The 18,747-nt window shown below is 73.0% G+C and carries 21 protein-coding genes; 9 read left to right on the forward strand and 12 right to left on the reverse strand.

Translation table 11 applies throughout. The features are described from left to right. Window positions 1-52 precede the first annotated feature (52 nt). The 3 genes from EXE44_RS01900 to EXE44_RS01910 all read right to left on the reverse strand — a co-directional run bounded on the left by EXE44_RS01900 (window position 53) and on the right by EXE44_RS01910 (window position 2,230). Window positions 53-802, reverse strand: a complete 750-nt coding sequence (locus EXE44_RS01900) for an alpha/beta hydrolase (protein WP_137715722.1) — start codon at window positions 800-802, stop codon at window positions 53-55. Next, entirely contained in the window at window positions 799-1,779 is a 981-nt protein-coding gene (locus EXE44_RS01905; protein ID WP_137715723.1) for a VOC family protein, read from the reverse strand. Before EXE44_RS01905 ends, EXE44_RS01900 begins: the two co-directional genes overlap by 4 nt. Window positions 1,780-1,864: 85 nt before the next feature. Continuing rightward, complete coding sequence (locus EXE44_RS01910) at window positions 1,865-2,230, reverse strand: hypothetical protein (protein WP_137715724.1); 366 nt, start codon at window positions 2,228-2,230, stop codon at window positions 1,865-1,867. Window positions 2,231-2,384: 154 nt separating this feature from the next. On the opposite strand from EXE44_RS01910, the gene EXE44_RS01915 reads away from it, so the two are divergent. Together EXE44_RS01915 and menD are read left to right on the forward strand one after the other, a co-directional pair. Continuing rightward, complete coding sequence (locus EXE44_RS01915) at window positions 2,385-2,777, forward strand: DUF5830 family protein (protein ID WP_121562287.1); 393 nt, start codon at window positions 2,385-2,387, stop codon at window positions 2,775-2,777. Window positions 2,778-2,856: 79 nt separating this feature from the next. Continuing rightward, a complete protein-coding gene (gene menD, locus EXE44_RS01920; RefSeq protein ID WP_137715725.1) occupies window positions 2,857-4,746 on the forward strand; it encodes a 2-succinyl-5-enolpyruvyl-6-hydroxy-3-cyclohexene-1-carboxylic-acid synthase in 1,890 nt (629 codons plus the stop codon). A gap of 26 nt (window positions 4,747-4,772) precedes the next feature. Here the strand turns inward: menD and EXE44_RS01925 are convergent, their stop codons facing one another. Together EXE44_RS01925 and EXE44_RS01930 are read right to left on the reverse strand one after the other, a co-directional pair. Continuing rightward, a complete protein-coding gene (locus EXE44_RS01925; protein ID WP_137715726.1) occupies window positions 4,773-5,222 on the reverse strand; it encodes a hypothetical protein in 450 nt (149 codons plus the stop codon). Window positions 5,223-5,275: 53 nt separating this feature from the next. After that, complete coding sequence (locus tag EXE44_RS01930; RefSeq protein ID WP_137715727.1) at window positions 5,276-5,692, reverse strand: BsuPI-related putative proteinase inhibitor; 417 nt, start codon at window positions 5,690-5,692, stop codon at window positions 5,276-5,278. A 118-nt stretch (window positions 5,693-5,810) separates the two neighbouring features. Between EXE44_RS01930 and EXE44_RS01935 the strand changes: the two genes are divergently transcribed. Next, window positions 5,811-6,632: a DUF2797 domain-containing protein gene (locus tag EXE44_RS01935; protein ID WP_199241169.1), complete on the forward strand. Its 822-nt coding sequence runs from the start codon at window positions 5,811-5,813 to the stop codon at window positions 6,630-6,632. Then, a complete protein-coding gene (locus EXE44_RS01940; protein ID WP_137715728.1) occupies window positions 6,629-7,288 on the forward strand; it encodes a trimeric intracellular cation channel family protein in 660 nt (219 codons plus the stop codon). Before EXE44_RS01935 ends, EXE44_RS01940 begins: the two co-directional genes overlap by 4 nt. Window positions 7,289-7,335: 47 nt before the next feature. Here the strand turns inward: EXE44_RS01940 and EXE44_RS01945 are convergent, their stop codons facing one another. The 4 genes from EXE44_RS01945 to EXE44_RS01960 form a co-directional block, all read right to left on the reverse strand. Next, window positions 7,336-8,382 carry an ABC transporter permease gene (locus tag EXE44_RS01945; RefSeq protein ID WP_137715729.1) on the reverse strand — a complete coding sequence of 349 codons (1,047 nt, stop codon included), beginning with the start codon at window positions 8,380-8,382 and terminating at the stop codon, window positions 7,336-7,338. Next, complete coding sequence (locus tag EXE44_RS01950) at window positions 8,375-10,387, reverse strand: ABC transporter permease (protein WP_137715730.1); 2,013 nt, start codon at window positions 10,385-10,387, stop codon at window positions 8,375-8,377. The genes EXE44_RS01945 and EXE44_RS01950 overlap by 8 nt, the downstream gene beginning before the upstream one ends. Further along, the gene (locus EXE44_RS01955; RefSeq protein WP_137715731.1) at window positions 10,384-11,457 is read right to left on the reverse strand and encodes an ABC transporter ATP-binding protein; all 1,074 of its coding nucleotides are present in this window, start codon (window positions 11,455-11,457) and stop codon (window positions 10,384-10,386) included. The genes EXE44_RS01950 and EXE44_RS01955 overlap by 4 nt, the downstream gene beginning before the upstream one ends. A 231-nt stretch (window positions 11,458-11,688) precedes the next feature. Further along, window positions 11,689-12,204 (reverse strand): CNNM domain-containing protein, encoded by a 516-nt coding sequence (locus tag EXE44_RS01960; RefSeq protein WP_137715732.1) that lies wholly within the window; start codon window positions 12,202-12,204, stop codon window positions 11,689-11,691. Window positions 12,205-12,744: 540 nt separating this feature from the next. On the opposite strand from EXE44_RS01960, the gene EXE44_RS01965 reads away from it, so the two are divergent. After that, window positions 12,745-13,191, forward strand: coding sequence for an SRPBCC family protein (locus EXE44_RS01965; RefSeq protein ID WP_137715733.1), 447 nt, complete (start codon window positions 12,745-12,747; stop codon window positions 13,189-13,191). Window positions 13,192-13,212: 21 nt separating this feature from the next. On the opposite strand, the gene EXE44_RS01970 is transcribed toward EXE44_RS01965, so the two are convergent. After that, entirely contained in the window at window positions 13,213-13,695 is a 483-nt protein-coding gene (locus EXE44_RS01970) for a VOC family protein (RefSeq protein WP_137715734.1), read from the reverse strand. 198 nt (window positions 13,696-13,893) lie between these two features. Beyond that, window positions 13,894-14,343: a DoxX family protein gene (locus tag EXE44_RS01975; RefSeq protein ID WP_137715735.1), complete on the reverse strand. Its 450-nt coding sequence runs from the start codon at window positions 14,341-14,343 to the stop codon at window positions 13,894-13,896. Between the two features lie 69 nt (window positions 14,344-14,412). On the opposite strand from EXE44_RS01975, the gene EXE44_RS01980 reads away from it, so the two are divergent. Both EXE44_RS01980 and EXE44_RS01985 read left to right on the forward strand, forming a co-directional pair. Continuing rightward, the gene (locus tag EXE44_RS01980; RefSeq protein ID WP_137715736.1) at window positions 14,413-14,829 is read left to right on the forward strand and encodes a helix-turn-helix domain-containing protein; all 417 of its coding nucleotides are present in this window, start codon (window positions 14,413-14,415) and stop codon (window positions 14,827-14,829) included. A 79-nt stretch (window positions 14,830-14,908) separates the two neighbouring features. Continuing rightward, complete coding sequence (locus EXE44_RS01985) at window positions 14,909-15,394, forward strand: hypothetical protein (RefSeq protein ID WP_137715737.1); 486 nt, start codon at window positions 14,909-14,911, stop codon at window positions 15,392-15,394. Between the two features lie 10 nt (window positions 15,395-15,404). Here EXE44_RS01985 and EXE44_RS01990 read toward each other — a convergent pair whose 3' ends face one another. Continuing rightward, window positions 15,405-15,683, reverse strand: coding sequence for an acylphosphatase (locus EXE44_RS01990; protein WP_121599344.1), 279 nt, complete (start codon window positions 15,681-15,683; stop codon window positions 15,405-15,407). 132 nt (window positions 15,684-15,815) lie between these two features. On the opposite strand from EXE44_RS01990, the gene EXE44_RS01995 reads away from it, so the two are divergent. Continuing rightward, window positions 15,816-17,348 (forward strand): phosphomannomutase, encoded by a 1,533-nt coding sequence (locus tag EXE44_RS01995; RefSeq protein WP_137715738.1) that lies wholly within the window; start codon window positions 15,816-15,818, stop codon window positions 17,346-17,348. A gap of 205 nt (window positions 17,349-17,553) precedes the next feature. Next, window positions 17,554-18,735: a BMP family protein gene (locus tag EXE44_RS02000; RefSeq protein WP_137715739.1), complete on the forward strand. Its 1,182-nt coding sequence runs from the start codon at window positions 17,554-17,556 to the stop codon at window positions 18,733-18,735. Window positions 18,736-18,747 lie beyond the last annotated feature (12 nt).

The following is an 18,747-nucleotide window of genomic DNA, read 5'->3' on the forward strand; positions in this document are numbered from 1 at the left end:
GAACACGTTCGGGACCGGCCGGGTCGCGAGGGCCGCTCGACGGGGCGACGCCTCAGTCCTCGCCGAGCAGTCCCGCGATCCGCTCGCCGATCCGGTCCATCGCCGCGTCCGAGAGCCCGTGGCCGTCGCCCGGGTCGATCCGGCACTCGACCGCCGCGCCGGCCCGCTCGAAGGCGCGCGCGGTCGCTCGGACGCGCTCGGCGGGCACGTACGGGTCGTCCTCGCTGCTGTCGAGCGCGACGGGGGTCCCGGCGAGCGACCCGTCGTCGTCGCTCCCGGCGCCACGGTCTCCGCCGTTGCCGTCCCCGGTGCCGTCGCCTTCGTCGCCTTCGGTGTCCTCGGCCGCGTCGAGCGCCCGCGAATCGAGGTCGTCGCCCGGCAGGGCGGCCGAGACGACGAACGCGCCCCCGTACCGATCGGGGCGGCGGCGCAGGAACTCGGCGACGACCGCGCCGCCCTGCGAGACCCCGACGAGGACGACGCGCTCCGGCGGGACGCCGGCGTCGCGCGCGACGTCGACCGCGGCCGCGACGCAGTCGACCGCCGAGGTCAGGGCGGGCTCGTTGGCCGACAGCGCGGCCTCGTGCGGCGCCGGGAACCACGTCGACCGGACCGCGCCGGGCGCGAGGAGGGTCGCGCCCGAGCGGTAGAACTCGTCCGCGAGCCTGACGAGCCCCTCGGCGGTGCCGCCGCGGCCGTGGACCAGCACGACCGCGACCTCGGCCGCCGCGACGGGGGCGCCGCCGGTCACGAGCGTCGCCTCCGCGTGCGGCCCGCCGACGCCGCGGATCCGCCGGCTCATTCCTCCGCGGACCCCGACTCGGGGCCGTCGAACCGCGGCAGCTGCGACTCGATCAGCTCGCGGTCCTCCGCGAACCGCGGGGGGAGGTAGAGCTCCGTCGCGTGCCCCGTCGCCGCCGGGTCGGCGAGCCCCGGGCCCGGCGGGCCGTCCGCGGTCGGCGCCTCGGTCGCGAGCTCGACGAGGAGCCCGCCGGGGCCGCGGACGTACAGCGAGTGGAAGAAGTGGCGGTCCTTCACGCGCGACACGTCGTAGCCCCGCTCGCGGAACAGCTCGTGCCACTCCAGCAGCGTCTCGCGGTCCGCGACGCGCACCGCGGCGTGGTGGAGCGTCCCCGGCCCCTCCCGGAGGTACGCGGCGTCGCGGTCGAGGAGGTCGACGACCGCCGCGCGGTCCCCCGGCGCGCGGTACCGAACGCGGTCCCCGGCCTCCGCCTCGTACTCGAAGCCGAGCGTCTCCAGCACGCTCGCCGTGCCGTACGGGTCGGCGGGCAGCGCGGTCACGCCGTGGAGCCCGCGGACCGCGTGCGCGGCGGGGACCGGCCCCTCGGTCCACGGGTCCGACTCGTCGCCCGCCGGCGCCGCGACCAGTTCGACCCGCGTCCCGGCGGGGTCCGCGAGCGCGAGCCCGCGGTCGCCGAAGCGCGCGTCGGCGTCGAGCGGGTCCGCCTCGACGCCGCGGTCGGCGAGCCGGTCCCGCCAGTAGCCGAGCGAGTCCGGCGGCACCGCGAAGGCGACGGCCTCGTAGCCGGGCTTCCCGGGCCGTCCGGGGTCGGCGTTCGGGTCCGGGAAGACGGTGAACACGGAGCCCGGCGAGCCCGTCGCGTCGCCGAAGTAGAGGTGGTACTGGAGGAAGTCCTCGTAGTTCACCGTCCGGCGGAGCAGGCGGAGGCCGAGCGTCCCGCCGTAGAAGGCGGCGTGCGCCTCGGCGTCGCCGACGATCCCCGTGACGTGGTGGAGCCCGGGGGTGTCAGAGAGCATGGGTCCGATCGGCGCCGCGCGGGAAAGTCGGTGTCGGTCGGGGCGATAGCCGGCGCTGGGAGCCGGCGGGACGGCGCGCCCCGGCTCACGCGAGCCACAGCAGCCGCAGGTTGCTCGCGGTGAGGTACGTCCCGGTCGCCGTGAGCAGTATCGGCGGGAAGTAGTACAGCAGGCCGTCTCCGTCTCGCGCCCCCTCGACGCTGATCCAGAGCATCACGAGGTAGACGGCGATCTTCAGCGCGACGAGCCCCGAGAGCCCGAACGACTCTAGCGCGAACCGCACCACGGGGTTCGCCTCCTCGATCGTCGGCACGTATCGGAGGAAGGCGACGGTCGAGACGATATCGCCGACGCCGTACGTCGCGGTCGCCGCGATCCACAGCCAGTAGAACTCGTTCGGGCGCCGCCGGTAGGCGGGGCGGCGGCGGGAGCGGTCGCGGGAACGGGCCACGGTCGGAGGTGTCGTCCGCTCGACGTGAATCTGCCGGTCTGCGAGGGTTGGCGGACGATCGTTGGGGGCGCGCGGACGCGACCGCCGACCGCTCGGGGCGCGGGCCGGGCGCCCATCCCGCCGACTTAAGAGCGACCGCGCCGTCTCGCCGCCCGTGACGGAGCCGCCGACCCGCGACGAGAAGCTGGAGCTCGGCGTCGAGCTGCTGGCCCACCTCGAACGCGAGGAGCTCGACCTCGCCGCCGCGGTCGACCGGATCGAGACGATAACGACCAGCCCGGCGCTCACCCGCGACATCCTCGACGCGGCCGAGAAGCGCGGCGTCATCGACCGCGAGGGCGCCCGGCTCCGCGTCCGCACGGGCGGGACCTACGTCGAGTACGACAGCCAGGTCGTCGCCCGCGAGGGCGACTTCGAGTGCCGGCGGTGCGGCGCCTCGATTTCGACGGGCCACTTCGTCGAGCTCGACGCCGGCGAGCTCGGGCCGTTCGGCTCCTCGTGTATCCGGAAGGTGACCGGGCGGGAGTCGGAATCGGAGTCGGAGTGACCACGCCGTCGACCCCGCACGCCCCCGCCGCTCGGTCGAACCCGCCGGAGTATTTACGTCGGCGCCCGAAGCGGCGGTAATGACCGCGCCGAACCGGAACGTCCTGTGGGCGACCGCGCTCGTCGACGAGCTCGTCGCCGCGGGCGTCGACGCCGTCGTCGCCTCGCCGGGCAGCCGCTCGACGCCGCTGACCGTCGCCGCCGCGGGCCACGAGGAGCTCCGCGTGTTCTCCCAGCTCGACGAGCGCTCCGCCGCGTACTTCGCGCTCGGCCGCGCCCGACGGACCGGCCGCGTCACGCCGCTGATCTGTACCTCGGGCACCGCCGCCGCCAACTACCACCCGGCCGTGATGGAGGCGAGCGAGGCGCGCGTCCCGCTCCTCGCGCTCACCGCCGACCGGCCGCCGGAGCTGCGCGACTCCGGCGCGAACCAGACCGCGGACCAGGAGAAGCTGTACGGCGACGCCGTCCGGTTCTACAAGGACCTCCCCGAGCCGGCCGCGAACGACCGGGCGCTCCGGTCGCTCCGGACCACCGTGGCGCGCGCGGTCGGGGCCGCCGAGGGCGCCGAGCCGGGACCGGTCCACCTCAACGTGCCGTTCAAGAAGCCGCTGGAGCCGACGCCGGTCCCGGACGACGTGCCGGACGACCTGCCGGAGGCCGCCGAACGCGGCCGCGACGGCCCCTACGTCGACGTGACGCCCGGCGCGCCGGAGCCCGGCGACGACGAGCTGCGCGCGCTCGCGGCCGAGCTGGGCGACGCGGACCGCGGGCTGATCGTCGCCGGGCCCGCCGACCCGCCGGGGATCGACCCGGAAGCGGTCACGGCGCTCGCGCACGCGACCGGCTTCCCCGTGCTGGCCGACCCGCTCTCCGGACTTCGATACGGCGGCCACACGCGCGTCGCGCCGGTGATCGGCAGCTACGACGCCTACCTCTCGGCCGACCTCGCCGGCGACGGGCCGGAGGGCTGGAGCGACCCCGACCTCGTGCTCCGACTCGGCGCCTCGCCGACTTCGAAGCGGCTCCGGAAGTACCTCGCCGGGACCGGCGCCGCCCAGTACCAGGTCGACCCCGCCGGCGGCTGGCGCGAGGCCGAGTTCGCCGCGACGGACCTCGTCGTCGCCGAGCCGAGCCGGCTCTGCGCCCGCCTCTCGCGGCTCGTCGCGGGCGGGGGCGGAGACGGCGACTGGCGCGCGCAGTGGGAGGAGGCGGACCGCGTCGCGCAGGCGATCCACGCCCGCGACGGCGACGCGGACGAGGGCTCTGCCGCGGGCGACGCTGGCGACGCGACCGACGCGGCGTTCCACGAGGGCGACGCCGTCCGCGCGGTCGCAGAGGCGCTGCCCGACCCGGCGACGCTGTTCGTCTCGAACTCGATGCCCGTCCGCGACCTCGACCGGTTCGTCGGCGCGACGACCGCGAACGTCACCGCGCTCGGTAACCGCGGCGTCTCGGGCATCGACGGCATCGTCTCCAGCGCGCTCGGCGCGGGGAGCGGGACGACGGACGACCTCACGCTCGTCGTCGGCGACCTCGCGCTGTACCACGACTCGAACGGGCTGCTCGCGGTCGACCGCTGCGACGTCGACGTCACGGTCGTCGCGGTCAACAACGACGGCGGCGGCATCTTCCACAAGCTCCCGATCGAGTCGTTCGACCCGCCGTTCACCGAGTCGTTCAAGACGCCGCACGGGCTCGACTTCGAGCCGCTCGCGGCGCTCCACGGCCTCGCGTACGAGCGGATCGACGCCCGCCCGGACGCGCTCGCCGACCGCGGCGACGACCCCGCGGAGCGCGCGGCGGCGGTCGCGGAGGACGTGACGGACGCCGTCGCCCGGGCCCACGAGTCGCCGGGGTCGCACCTCGTCGAGGTCGAGACCGACGCCGAGGCCAGCCACCGCGCCCGGGAGGCGTCGGCGGCCGCGGTCGACCGCGCGGTCCACGGGCGGGAGTCGGACGCGTCGTAGCCGCGCGAGCGGCGCGCAGGACGCGATCAGGGGACGATCGGGCTCGGCCCCGCGCCGCGCTGCTCCCCGAGCGCGACCCCCGCGTACGCGACGACCGCGAACTGGATCCCGACGCCGAGGCTCGCGCCGAGCGCGAACACCGCGGTGACGACGGGGCCGCGGTCCGGGCCGAGGTACCAGAAGACGGCGACCGACCCGAGCAGGAAGGCGACGGTCGCGCTCGCGCCCGTCGCCAGCGCGGTCGACGTGGCGGAGGTGTCGCCGTCGCGCAGTCCGGCGAGGAGTGCGGCCCCGAACAGTAGCCCGTACACCAGCAGGAACGCTGTGAACCGGGCGCTCACGAGGTACGTCGAGAGCGTCTCGGCCGACGGGAGGGCGACCGGCGATTCGAGGAGGATCGGCGAGAGGCGTCTGATACCGCTGATCGCGACCGCGACGACCGCGGCGACGACCGGGGGGAGGGCTGCCGTGCGCATGTCCGAGGAGCAACGCGGGCCTCACTTATAAAATCCGGTCGGAGCGGGCGCGGTCACGCCACGGTGACGACCGCCGCCGCGCGCACGTCGCGGTCCGTCGCCGTCGCCTCGCCGACGACCCGGTAGGTGCCGGAGGGGGGCCCCCGCCACGTCGCCTCGTAGGCGACCGCCTCGCCGGGCGCCACGGTCTCGCTCCCGAGCGCCTGCGTGAACATCCGGTTCGCGCCGTACCGCCAGACGGGGTCCGCGCCCTCCCGGTCGGTGTCCTCCCAGTCAGTGTCCTCCCGGCCGGTGTCGGCTCCCTCCCCGCCGGTGTCGATGTCCTTCTCGTCCGCCGGGTACGCGGTGAACTCCGCGCGCTGCCCGGTCCGGAAGTCGAGCGTGACCGGCGTCGACCCCGCGTTCTCGATCCGCAGCGAGAGGGTCAACCCGTCGTCCGTCGCCGCCGTCGCGAGCGTCGCGTCGAGCATGGCCGCGTGTGCGACGCCCGCGGGGAAAACTCCTCGCCGAGCGCGCGTCGCGTCTCGACTGGCGGCGAGCGGAGCGGCCGACGACGGCTATAAGCCCCGCCTCTCCCTACCCCGCGGCGTGCAGGTCGTCGGCTACGAGACGGGCGTCGCGAGCGATCCGCCGGAGTCCGACGGGGGCGCGGATCCGGCCTCCGAGGAGAGCGGACCGATCGGCGGCGGGCTCTACGTCGCGAGCGGCGGGAGCGTCGAGTTCGTGGACGCGAGCCCCGGGACCGAGCTCGCGTTCGGCCTCGGCGAGCGCCGCTGCGCGGGGACGGTCCACGAGGGCGACCACGTCGCCTGCGACGCCGCGGACGCCCCGTACTGCGACGAGCACTCGGGGGTCTGGGTGTGCGCGCGGTGTACCGGCACGTGCCTGAAAGACGAGATGGACTGCCACGAGTCGCACGCGATGTACCTCGCCGCGTTCGCGCCCGACGTGCTGAAGGTCGGCGTCACCCGCGAGTGGCGCCTCGGGACCCGCCTCCGCGAGCAGGGCGCCGATCGCGCGGCCCATATCCGCACCTTCCCGAACGGCCGGGTCGCCCGCGAGGTGGAGGCCGAGCTGGCCGCCGGCGACGACCTCGTCGATCGCGTCCGCGTCCCGACGAAGCTCGACGGGTTCGGGCGCGCGGTCGACGAGGCCGCCTGGGAGGCGCTCCTCGACCGGTTCGACCCGATCGAGCGGTTCGCGTTCGACTACGGGCTCGACCTCGACGAGCGCCCCGTCGCCGAGACGATGGCCGCGGGGACCGTCCGCGGCTGGAAGGGGCGCGTGCTGGTGCTCGACCGCGGCGGCTCGACGTACGCGGTCGACGCGCGCGACCTCGTGGGCTACGAGCTGACCGACGCGGTGCCGGAGCGCGAGCTCCAGTCCAGCCTCGGGGCGTTCGGCGGATGACCGGCGGCGTCCTCGCGGCCCTCTTCGGCGACCCGTTCGCGGTCATGAACACGGTCGGGCTCGTCGCGTTCGCCCTCGTCGGGGCGAGCAAGGCGGTCCGCGAGGAGTTCGACCTGTTCGGCGTCGCGGTGGTGGGGCTCGCGATGGCGTTCGCCGGCGGCGTCACCCGCGACCTCCTCGTCTCGCGCGTCCCGCTGGCGCTGCGCTCGCCGGTCGAGATCCTCCTCGGACTGCTCGGCGTCGCGCTCGCGGTCGGCCTGAGCGCGTGGCTCGCCAGCCCGGACGAGCACCCGGTGACGGTCGTTGCTGACGCGGTCGGCCTCGCCGCCTTCGCCACGACCGGCGCCATCGTCGCGACGGACGCCGGCGTGTCCGCGTTCGGCGTCGTGGCCGTCGCCACGATCAACGCCGTCGGCGGCGGCGCGCTCGCCGACATCCTCCTCGACCGGTCCCCGTTCATCCTCTTCGAGGACTTCTACGCGAGCTGCGCCGTGCTCGGCGGGCTCGCGTACTGGCTGGTCGGCGTCCTCGGCGGCCCCTCGGGGATCGCGGCCGCGGCCTGCGCGGCGGTGACGGTCGGGCTCCGGCTCGTCGCCGTCGCCCGCGGCTGGCGGCTCCCGACCGCGAAGGGGCTCGGTGACGGGTTCGGTCGGTAGGCGCGGGGCGAGCCCTCAGCGACCCGACCCACGGGCGGCCGACCTCCTCAGCGAGCGAACCCCTCGAGCGCAACGACGCGGCGGACGCCGAGGTACGCGGCCGCGGCGATGGCGGCGTACGCGATCACGAGGACGCCCGTCGCCGCGCCCGCGCTGTCGATGGCGAGCCGCGCCACCGCGTTCGCGGGGCCGCCGGCCATCGCGGTCGCGCCGCCGAACAGCACGAGGACGGCGACCGAGTAGAGCAGCTGGGCCGCCCGCCGGTCGGGCGCGACCGCCGCGATGCCGACCGCGACCGAGACGACGAGCGTCGTGAGCGCGGTCATCAGCGCCAGGATCGGGCCGACGTTCGCGACCGACGTGCCGTTCGCCTCCAGCAGCAGGAGCCAGATCAGCGCCTGTCCGGGGGCGATCCCGATCGCCGCGAGCGCCTTCCCGTCGACGATGTCCGCGAGCGTGACGGGCGCGACCCGGAGGAGCTCCATCGTTCCCTGGTCCAGTTCCTCCGTGATCGAGTCGACCACGAGCGACCCCGAGATGAACACCGGGAGGAAGACGAGGAGCGGGATCAACACCGTGTAGGTGAACGTGAAGTACGGGCTGGTGTCGCTCCGGTCGGGCAGGGGCAGCGGCGACTCCTGAAGGTACGAGGCGCGTGCGTCGCGTTCGTTCAGCTCGTAGGTCCGCAACAGCTCGCGCAGCTGTACCACGATCACCGTCGTCTCCACGGTGGAGTCGGGGGCGGTGACGGCGGCCGACACCCGCCCGTCCTCCGTGCGAGTCGCGATCACCACCGCGTCGGCCGCGTTCCGCTCGAAGGCGCTCCGGGCGGCGCCCGCGTCCTCGTACGGCGTGACCGTGGCGCCCGGCACCTCGCTCGCGGCGCGTTCCAAGTCGTCGACCGCGTCGCCGGCCGCCGCGACCTCGATCTGCGCCCCGTCGAGCGAGCCCGGGTCGTACATCGAGACCAGCCCGACGACGAGGAACGACGAGAACATTGCGATGAACAGCTGGATCCCGATCGCCAGCAGGATCGTCTTCTCGGCGCGCAGGCCGGCTATCTCCCGCCCGGCGATCGTCAGGCGGCTATCCAAGGCTCACCACCCCGACGTTGTACGCGGCGTGGCCGAGCGTCGCCAGCGTCAGCGCCAGCGCGTAGGCGGTCCGGCCGCGGCTCGCCCCGACGCTCGCGGCGCTCGTCGTCGCGACGTGGAGGACGAGCGGCGCGAAGAACAACGCCGCCAGCGCGAGCGGCGGCAGCCCGGAGAGCCCGGCCACGTCCGCGAAGGCGGCGCGGCCGAGGAAGAGGTCGGTGAGCCCGACGGCCTGGACGACCGCGGTGGCCTTCTCCGCGAGGAAGAACCCGGTCCCCGAGGCGACGCCGACCGCGAGCGCGACGCCGAGGGTCCCGTCGCGCTCCCCGTCGCCGCCCCCGCCGGTCCGGGCGAAGACGCCGCGCTCGAAGCCGGCGTAGAGGCCGACGCTCTTCGCGACCTCCTCGATGAACGCGATGGTCACGAGCAGCACCGGGATCGACACGGTGACCGGCAGCGCGAACAGCACCGCGACGGCAAGCAGCTCCGCGACGAACACGAACGGGATCGTACAGGCGGTGAGGAACGCGACGCGCCCGAGCGCGCGGAGGCGACCGCGGTCGAGGAGCTCGCCCCCGGACGGCACAGGGGCGAGCCGGACCGCGAGCGCGTCGAGGAACTTCCGCGTCACCGGCTTCTGCGAGAACATGTCCTCCTCGCGGTAGACGCCGAGGCCGAGGCCGAAGAGGAGCGCGGCGCCGACCGCCATCGGCGCGGTCGAGAAGAGCACCTCGCCCGCCGAGACGGCCTCGCCCTGGAGGTCGAAGACGACGAGCGTCAGCGGCGAGACGAGCGCGACGGGCGTCACGTTCGTGAAGATGGCCGGGACGAACGCGTAGGTGGTAAGGAGGACGCTCACCCCCACCGTGACGAAGGTGAGCTCCTTGAACGAGCGCGCGAACATCGCGCCGACGAAGGTGGCCCCGAGGAACGTCGCCGCGACCGGCGCCACGGCGACCACCGAGAGCGCCCCGCCGCCGACCGCGAGCGCGATGAGGGTCGTGACGACCGCGGCCGCGGCGGCGTACGGCAGCGTCTTGCCGGCGACGATCTCGGCCGGCGACAGCGGCGTAACGAGCAGGGGCTCGCCCCGCCGGTTCGTCCGCTCGTCGAGGATCGAGGAGCCGTACGCCTGAATCAGGAAGTTCATCGGCACGAGGAAGACGAACGCCAGAAGCAGCGAGGTGAACGGGAACGGCGGCGTGATCGACCCGGGCGAGCCGACCGTGTCCGCGCCGAACGCCGCGCCGCCGATGGAGGGCACCGCGAATCCGCCGTCGTCGCCGGACGCGCTCCCGTCCGCGGCGGAACCCGTGTCGCCCGAGCCGTCGGCGCCGTCAGAGCCGTCCGATCCGCCACCGCCGTCTGATCCTCCGCCCGACCCGCCGCCACCGTCGCCTGCGCCGCCGTCGTTCCCCCCGTCGCTCCCGCCGAGGGTCGCGCCCTCGTCGAAGCCGGTGGTCCGGCCGACGTACCGGAGCGTGACGACGACCGGGAAGGCGGCCGTCCGGTTCGGCTCGGCGCGCATCAGCCGCTCGTTGTGCGACTCGACGGCCTCGCGGACCGACGCGGCCGCGGCCTCGCCCTTCTGCGTGTCGCTCGCGCGGACGACCACCTCCTCGACGTCCGCGCCGTCGATCGACCCGTCGTCGCCGGCGCCGGGCTGAACCACCGTCACCACGACCGCGTCGGCGGAGTCGCCGAGCGACGCGGTCCCGGCCGGCACCGGGCGCAGCGACGGCGCCTCCTCGATCGCGTCCGCGTACGGCGACTCGGCGTCGACCCCGACGCGGTACACGTTCTGGTCGACGTCGAGGCCGGCGACGCCGGTGGCCACGCCGACCCCCACGACGCCCCCGGCGACGAGGAGCAGGGCGACCCCGGCCGCGAGCGTCCGACGGTCCACGCCGCCCGACGCGCGGGCGGACTCCCACTTGGCCACCCGGAGGACGCGGCGGCCGGCGACCGCGAGCCGTCGGCCGACGCCGCGCAGCCGGTCGGTCACTCGGTCGCCTCCGTCGCCGTCGCGGCGGTCGTCTCCTCACCGCCCTCCGACCCGTTCGCGTCGCCGTCGCTCGGCTCGTCGGAGTCGCGGTCGCTGTCGGTTCCCTTGTCCGAGTTGCCGCCTTCGCCGTCGCTCCGTCCGTCCGCCCCGCCGTCCCCGGTGTACCGCCCCGGCATCGGCCGCCCGACGATGTCGAGGAATACGTCCTCCAGGCTCGGCTCGCGGCTCCGGATGTCGACGACCTCGCCGCCGGTGTCGCCGACGGCCTCGCGGACGGCCGCGACGGCGTCCATGCTCGGGACCGCCGTCCGGTACCGGTCCCCGACCTCCTCGGTCGCCGCGTCGAGGTCGGCGAGCGCGGGCGTCGCGGCCGGCTCAGCGTCGCTGAAGACGCGGTAGGTCGTCTCGCCGTGTCGCTCGCGGATCCCGTCGACGCTGCCCCGGGCGACGATCCGCCCCTCGTTCATCACCACGACGCGGTCACAGACGGACTCGACGTGGTAGAGGTTGTGCGCCGAGAAGACGACGGTCTTGCCCGTCTCGCGGAGCTCGCGGGTGAACGCCAGCACCGAGTTCGTCGTCACGGGGTCGAGCCCGGAGGCTGGCTCGTCGTACACCAGCACGTCCGGGTCGTTGACCAGCGAGCGCGCGATGGCGACCTTCCGTTTCATCCCCTTCGAGACATCGCCGAGGCGGCGCTCGCGGTGGTCGAGTTCGAGGCGGTCGAGCGCGGCGCCGATCCGCTCGTCGGCCATCTCGCGGGGCACGTCGTAGAGGTCGGCGAAGAAGCGGAGGTACGACAGCGCGGTCATCTCCTCGTACAGCGGCGACTCCTCGGGCAGGAACCCGAGGTGCCGGCGCATCTCTGGGTCCGCGGCGTCGAACCCGGCGACGGTCACGTCGCCCGCCGTCGGCTCGACGAGGCCGGCGATCACCTTGAGCGTCGTCGTCTTGCCGGCCCCGTTCGGGCCGACGATCCCGAACACCTCGCCGTCGTCAACGGCGAAGTCGCTGTCCACGACGGCCGCGAAGTCGCCGTAGGTCTTCCGCAGGCCCGACACCTCGATCATGCGCACGGCTCCGCCGTCGGCCGGGTTAAACCCACGCCCGCGGGTATCAACCGCGAGAACGGTCCGGGAGGGAGTCGACGGCGCCGTCCGGAACGGCTCCCGTTCCGGCTGTGGATCGGTCATCCTGTACTGTCACGCGGGGAACGTATGCCCGCTCGGATCGCGTCGGTCGGGATTCCGGGAGATCCCGGGGACGCCGGGATCGAGCGCCGAACGTCGGCCGTCGGCGCGTCAGTCGGTGTACGGCTTCTCGATGTTCGCGTCGCCGCTGATGTACGCGTTCATCCGGCGGGTGATCCCGTCGAACAGCGTGATGAGCGGCGAGAGGACGCGCTCGACGAGCCGGACCGGCGACGCGATGCGCAGCGACCACGACTCCGCGTTGCCGAGCCCGAAGGCCTTCGGGACGATCTCGCCGAAGACGAGGACGAGGAAGCTCGTACACAGCGTCGTCACCACTACCGTCGCCCCCGACGAGAGGTGGCTCGCGACCAGGACGGTCACGATGCTCGAAATGGCGATGTTGACGACGTTGTTCCCGACGAGGAGCGTCACGAGGAGCCGGTGGGGGTCGTCGTGAAGCTCCTTCAGGACGGCCCCTCGCGGGTCGCCCGTGGTCGCCTGCCGGTCGAACCACTCGGTCGGCAGCGAGAAGATGGCGGTCTCGGAACTGGAGAAGAAGGCGCTCAGTCCCAGCAACACGATCACCGCTGCGACACCGATCACGCCGAGTGCGGCTCCGACCATGCCTCGTGTGGAGTCAGCAGGTCAAAGAGGGTGTCGACGGGAGCCGGCCGACGCGACCGGTGCGGCGAACGCGGGGAGGCGACGGTGGCGTCGAATACGGGGTGGCGACAAAGGCGACGAAAACGGGGAAGCGACGGCCGCGTGGCTCTTCGGTCGAGAGCTGATCGACGCCGGTGCGTCCGGCGAGAAACGGCGGTCGGCGTTACTCCTCTTCTTCCTCTTCCTCGACGGCTCCTCGTCCTCGCTCCCAGACGCCGTCGGCGGACGTGTCGTTCGGTGCTGTGTGCGAGACGTCTTTCATGGTGTCGCGATCGCTTGCCATATTGACCTGCGATAGCCCGGAACCCCGTATTAACCCTTCGTGGAAAGAGATAATGAGTCCTGATACCATATTAGGTATTAATATTCGAGCGAGATCGGCGGTCGGATCTCTGGACGTACCTCGGAAAATAGTCGTTTCAACGGCGTAGAAGCGACCGAACGTTTCGATTCTTTCGGGCGGCCGCAGCGATGAGGGGGACGGACCGCGGAGGAATCGACGTGTTCGGAAATCGCGACGCGTCCGGGAACGTTGACCGCGGCGACGGCGGGTCGGTGGTCCGGGAGGGCGCGACGCTCGCGGTCGGTCGCGACGTCGCCGCGCCGCCGGTGGCCACGGCGACGGCGCTCCGCGACACGCGGCGCTGGCCCGAGTGGAGCCCGTCCGTTAGCGGCGTCGAGAGTTCGGACCGGTACGTCGAGACCGGGACGACCGGCCGGGTTCGAGTTGCGGGCGCGTGGGTTCCGTTCAGGGTGTCGTCAGCGACGCGTCTCCGGTGGGACTGGGAGGTCGCCGGGATACCCGCCACGGGCCACCGGGTCGAGCGGTACTCCGGGGACCCGGACCGGTGTCGGGCGGTGATCGAGGTCCCGCTGGTCGCGGCGCCGTACGTGCCCGTCTGCCGGCGCGCGCTTGACCGGTTCGCGGCGTTGGTGGAAGGCGAGTGAGCCGGGCGGCGACCAGGCGTCTCAGTTCTCGTACCCCTTCTCGAACGGGTCGATGACCTCGCTGCCGGGGTCGTCCTCGTCGCGGGTGAAGCCCGGCCCCTGCGTCGCCAGCTCGAAGACGAGCCCGTCGGGGTCGGTGAAGTAGATGCTCTTGAAGTAGGTCCGGTCTTTCACCTCGGAGACCTCGACGCCGTGCGCTTCGAGGTGGTCCTGCCACTCGCGGAGCGCCTCCTCGTCCTCGACCCCGAACGCGAAGTGGTGGCTCGCGCCCGGGCCGGGCGCCCCCTGCGAGTCGGGGTACTCGAAGTAGGTGACGTTGGTCCCCGGCTCCCCCTCGGGCGTCGGCGAGTAGTAGTAGTGCGGCGTCCCGGGGTCGTCGTAGTTCTGGGTCCGCTTCACCGTGTGCCACCCGAGGACGTCCTCGTAGAACGCGGTGGTCTCCTCGATGTCGGTACAGATGTTCGTGACGTGGTGGAGTCCCGTCGTCGGCGGCGCGTCGGTCATGGTCTGTGCGAACAGTTGTCGGGAGCACAGTTAGTCGTACTGGCGACGGCGGCGCCGGCCGGCTCGGCGACTCGACTGGTCGCCGGACGGCGTTTCGAAAAGGTGTTTTCGTCGACCGCGCTGCGCGTGTGCGGTGGTAACATCGTGTGCGCGGTGGTCGCGAGTCGATGCGTCGTCGAAGTCAGGTCCGCCGGCGGCTCAGAACAGGCCGACGCCGACCGCGTACGGCCACGCGGTGCCGCCGACGGCGAGCAGCGCGAGCGCCGCGCCGGCGCCGTAGACGTTCTTCAGGAAGCTCGTCATCTCGTTCTGCTTCTCCTCGGGGTCGTCCATCGACCAGAAGTCGTGCATCGTCACGGCGGAGACGAGGAGGAAGAAGGCGAGCGCGCCGGCCGCGACGACCGGGAACGCGCCGGCGACCACGGCCACGCCGCCGAGCACGAGGACGGCGCCGGAGGCGATGACGGAGAACTTCGGCGCCGGGAGGCCCTTGAACTCGGCGTAGCCGGCCATCGTTTCGAGGTCCATGAAGTGGTTGAGTCCCATGAATGCGAGCGTCGCGCCGAACAGGATCCGGCCGAGCAGGAAGAGTTCGCCCGAGAACGGGGCGTCGAACTGAAGCGGTGTCGTCGCGAATTCAGCTAACATCGTGTAACCTGCTATACGGACGTAACCTATTTATCGCTTCCCGGACAATTGGGTTAGTAGGTAACACCGATGTCATCACAGGATCTCTCTGCGGCGGAGTCGGCTGAGACGGCTGAGACGACGGAATCGAGCGCTGACGCGGCGACCGAGGCGGCGGCGACCGAGGCGACGGCGCCCGAGACCCCGTGCCCCGTCATCGACTCGATCGAGCAGATCGGATCGCAGTGGCGGCTCGTCGTCCTCCACGAACTGTTGAACGGCGAGGCGCGGTTCAACGAACTCAAGCGCGAGACCGACGCGAACGCGCGGACCCTCTCGCGCGTGCTCGACGACCTCCAGGAGACCGGCTTCGTCGACCGGCGGTTAGAGGAGGACTCGCCCGTGGCGACGTACTACAGCCTGACCGACAAGGGCGAGTCGCTCGCGCCCGTCTTCGAGGAGATCGATTCGTGGGCCCACGAGTGGCTCGCCGAGTGTGAGGCGTAGTCGAGACGCCGAGTCATCGAGGCGTCCGAGCGTACCGGACGGCGAAACGCACACCCTTCTGCGGCGCGTACGAATCTACGTGTACGCCGGACTGAAGAACACCCCCTGTTGCCTGTGCGGCCGGGACGACACCCACACCCGGATCGCGGTGCCGCCGCGGGCGCTCCGCCTCATGGAGAACGGGGAGCCGATAGCCTGGCGCGACGTGGTCGGCACGGTCACCCTCCGCTTCTGCGCCGACGACTGGGACCTCGTGAGCGACCTCGCGATCGAGATGGACACGCACCCGCTCTCGCGGTGTAACGCCGCGCACGTCTCGCTCGACCTCCGCGAGGACCACGAGGCGCTGCTGTCGGCGACGAAGGCGGAGACTGACCAGACGGAGCTGGAGGCGCGCCTGTCGCGCGAGGCCGAGGCGACCCTCGACGCGGTCGACGACCCCTACACCGAGGAGCGCGACGTGGTCGAGGCCGTCGTGGTGTTGCGCGCGCTGGAGGAGCTGGGCGTGCGCGAGCGGTCCGGCGCCGACGCCACCGGCGCCGCGGCGGCCGCGGACGACGACTGACCGGACCGCGTCACCACCTGACCTCGAACCCCTCGATCCCCTCCGGCTCGCCGTACTCGGCGTCCACGTCGTCGACCTCGGCGGCCCGGCTCCCCGTCTCGCACCACGCGACCATGTCGCGGACGTCGCCCTCCGGCCCCTCGAAGACGGCCTCGACTCGGCCGTCCTCCAGGTTCCGGACCCAGCCGTCGACGCCCTTCTCGCGGGCCGTGTCGCGGGTGGTCGCCCGGTAGTAGACGCCCTGAACCCTGCCCGAGACGAAGACGTGCGCGCGAACGCGGTCGGTCATCGGTCGGTGGTGCGCCCGCCGACGATTTAAACGACCCGCCGGCGACCGACTCCCCCAACTGTCGACTCCCGGTGGGCCGACCTCGCGGCCGCAACCGACGCCTACTAACTCCCGGGCGCCGACGTGGTCGACATGGACCTGTTCGGAACCGCCGGGATACGCGGCGGCGTCGAGGACCGTGTCACGCCGGCGCTCGCGCTCGCCGTGGGGCGAGCCGTGGCCGCCGAGATACGCAGCCGAGCCGAGGAGTCGCCCGCGGGGTCGACCCCCGAGTCGACGGTCGTGCTCGCCCGCGACGGGCGGGTGACCGGCCCGGCGCTCGCCGCGGCGATGGAGGCCGGGCTGTCGGCGGGCGGCGTCGACGTGCGCCGCGCCGGGCGACTGCCGACGCCGGCGCTCGCGTACGCCTCGCGCGGTCGCTACGGCGTGATGCTCACGGCGTCGCACAACCCGCCGACCGACAACGGGATCAAGCTGTTCCGCGACGGGGTCGAGTTCGACCGCGACGCGGAGCGCGCCGTCGAGGCGCGGGTCGCCGACGAGGAGGCGGTCGCCCCGTGGGACGACTGGACCGAGGCGGTCCGGACCGACCCGCTCGGGGGCTACCTCGACGCCGTGCGCGAGTACGCCGCGGGGTTCGGCGCGCCCCTCGACGGGCTCCGCGTCGCGGTCGACTGCGGGAACGGGATGAGCGCGCCCGCGACGCCGGCCGTCCTCCGCGAACTGGGCGCCGACGTGGTCACGCTCAACGGCAACGTCGACGGCCATTTCCCCGGCCGCGGGAGCAAGCCGACCCCGGAGACGCTCGCCGACCTGCGGGCGTTCGTCGCCGACGCCAACGAGGGCGTCGAGAACCCGGGCAGACCGACGGCCGGCGAGTCCGGTGAGGGCGACGGCTCGGGAGAGACGGAGGGGTTCGCCTTCGGGATCGGTCACGACGGGGACGCCGACCGGATCGTGATCGTCGACGCGGACGGCGAGGTCGTCCACGAGGACACGGTCCTCGCCCTCCTCGCGGAGCGGTACACCCGCACGAGCGACGCGGCCGACCCCGTCGTCGTGACGACGCCGAACGCCTCGGGCCGCATCGACGAGCGCGTCCGCGAGGCGGGCGGCCGGGTCGAACGCGTGCGCCTCGGCGCGCTCCACGAGGGGATCGCCGCTGTGCGGGAGTCGGCCACGGACGCCGGCGCCCTCGGCGAGGCGGGCGCGGTGGGCGAAGCGGGCGCCGCCGGGGAGGTCGGCGCCGACACGCGGGTCGTCTTCGCGGCCGAGCCGTGGAAGCACATCCACGTCGCCTTCGGGGGGTGGATCGACGGCGTCACCTCGGCGGCGGTGATCGCCCGCCTCGTCGCCGACGAGGGGCTCGACGCGCTCCGAGCGCCGATCACGGAGCGCCCGTACCGGAAGGTGAGCGTCTCGTGTCCCGACGACGCGAAGGGCGACGTGATGGACCGACTGGAGACGGCGCTGCCGGAGGCGTTCCCCGAGGCCGCGGTCGACACCGACCACGGGGTCCGGCTGGAGTTCGACGACGCCTCGTGGACGCTGGTCCGCCCCTCCGGGACGGAGCCGTACGTCCGGGTGTACGCCGAGAGCGACGAGGTCGACGCGCTGGTCGCCGAGGTCGAGGGGCTCGTCGAGGACGCGGTCGCGGCGGTCTGAGTCCTCGCGTCGCCGAGGGCGTTCCCGACCGAGTCTCCGCGACGGCGGGCCGTTTACGACCGTGAGAGATTCGGGTTCGTGGATCGAACCCCTCGATACCGGGGTCGATTCCGCCGGGTTCGCTCCGTACGTCCGCACGAACGTGTGACAGCCGCGTCGGGGGAACGACGAATTTATGCCCCGTTCCGACGGGGTTAGTAGTGAGATGGCATCCGACTTCGAACGGCGGCGGTTCATCAAGGCGGCAAGCGCGGCGGGCCTGATCGGCCTCGCCGGATGTAGCGGCGGTCCGAGCGACGGCTCGGACGGGTCTGACGGTTCGGACGGCTCCGACGGTTCGGACGGCTCGGACGGCTCGGACGGCTCGGACGGGTCTGACGGATCCGATGGGTCCGACGGCGACGACGGCTCCGACGGCGGGAGCGGTCCGGCGGCGAACATCGGGATGGTGTACGCGACCGGCGGCCTCGGCGACGGGTCGTTCAACGACCAGGCCCAGCAGGGCGCGATCGAGGCCGAAGAGGAGCTGGGGATCTCCTTCCGCGAGGCCCAGCCCGACGAGGTGGCGCAGTTCAGCACCTTCCAGCAGCAGTTCGCGAACTCCAGCGACCCGGACTACGACCTGGTGTGCTGTATCGGGTTCCTCCAGGCGGACTCGCTCACCGACACCGCGTCGTCGTACCCCGACCAGGACTTCATGATCGTCGACTCGGTCGTCGACGCGGACAACGTCGCGAGCTACACGTTCCGGGAGCACGAGGGGTCGTACCTCGCGGGCCTGATGGCGAGCCTGCTCACGACGCGCTCGTTCTCGGCCGGCGCCGGCTCCACCCAGGGCGACTCGACGAACCTCGGGTTCGTCGGCGGCGTCGAGTCCGACCTGATCCAGAAGTTCCAGGCCGGCTTCGAGGCGGGCGTCTCGGCGGGCAACGACGACGTCGACGTCAGCGTCAACTACACCGGCAGCTTCAACGACCCGGCCGCGGGCCGCGAGGCGGCGACCTCGATGTACAACAGCGGCGCGGACATCGTCTACCACGCCGCGGGTAACACCGGCACCGGCGTCTTCCAGGCCGCCCAGGAACAGGGGAAGTTCGCGATCGGCGTCGACCGCGACCAGTCGGTCACGCGCCCGGACTACGCCGACGTCATCCTCGGCAGCATGGTCAAGCGCGTCGACACCGCGGTCTACAACGCGATCGAAGCGACCGTCGACGAGGAGTTCCCCGGCGGCTCGAACGTCGCCCTCGGGCTCGGCAACGACGGCGTCGCGCTCGTCTACGGCGACCAGCTCGGCTCCGAGATCCCCGACGACGTCACCGAGGAGGTCGCGACCGCCCGCGAGAACATCATCGCCGGCGACATCGACGTCCCCTCGGAGCTGTAAGGCCCCTCGACG

The organism is Halorubrum sp. SS7 (assembly GCF_005435055.1).
Taxonomy (GTDB): domain Archaea; phylum Halobacteriota; class Halobacteria; order Halobacteriales; family Haloferacaceae; genus Halorubrum; species Halorubrum salinarum.

Coding starts and splice junctions, on each gene's coding strand:
- EXE44_RS01900 (WP_137715722.1), bottom strand. CDS start 802: ATGAGCCGGCGGATCCGCGGCGTCGGCGGGCCGCACGCGGAGGCGACG.
- EXE44_RS01905 (WP_137715723.1), bottom strand. CDS start 1,779: ATGCTCTCTGACACCCCCGGGCTCCACCACGTCACGGGGATCGTCGGC.
- menD (WP_137715725.1), top strand. CDS start 2,857: ATGACCGCGCCGAACCGGAACGTCCTGTGGGCGACCGCGCTCGTCGAC.
- EXE44_RS01925 (WP_137715726.1), bottom strand. CDS start 5,222: ATGCGCACGGCAGCCCTCCCCCCGGTCGTCGCCGCGGTCGTCGCGGTC.
- EXE44_RS01930 (WP_137715727.1), bottom strand. CDS start 5,692: ATGCTCGACGCGACGCTCGCGACGGCGGCGACGGACGACGGGTTGACC.
- EXE44_RS01940 (WP_137715728.1), top strand. CDS start 6,629: ATGACCGGCGGCGTCCTCGCGGCCCTCTTCGGCGACCCGTTCGCGGTC.
- EXE44_RS01955 (WP_137715731.1), bottom strand. CDS start 11,457: ATGATCGAGGTGTCGGGCCTGCGGAAGACCTACGGCGACTTCGCGGCC.
- EXE44_RS01960 (WP_137715732.1), bottom strand. CDS start 12,204: ATGGTCGGAGCCGCACTCGGCGTGATCGGTGTCGCAGCGGTGATCGTG.
- EXE44_RS01970 (WP_137715734.1), bottom strand. CDS start 13,695: ATGACCGACGCGCCGCCGACGACGGGACTCCACCACGTCACGAACATC.
- EXE44_RS01975 (WP_137715735.1), bottom strand. CDS start 14,343: ATGTTAGCTGAATTCGCGACGACACCGCTTCAGTTCGACGCCCCGTTC.
- EXE44_RS01980 (WP_137715736.1), top strand. CDS start 14,413: ATGTCATCACAGGATCTCTCTGCGGCGGAGTCGGCTGAGACGGCTGAG.
- EXE44_RS01990 (WP_121599344.1), bottom strand. CDS start 15,683: ATGACCGACCGCGTTCGCGCGCACGTCTTCGTCTCGGGCAGGGTTCAG.
- EXE44_RS01995 (WP_137715738.1), top strand. CDS start 15,816: ATGGACCTGTTCGGAACCGCCGGGATACGCGGCGGCGTCGAGGACCGT.
- EXE44_RS02000 (WP_137715739.1), top strand. CDS start 17,554: ATGGCATCCGACTTCGAACGGCGGCGGTTCATCAAGGCGGCAAGCGCG.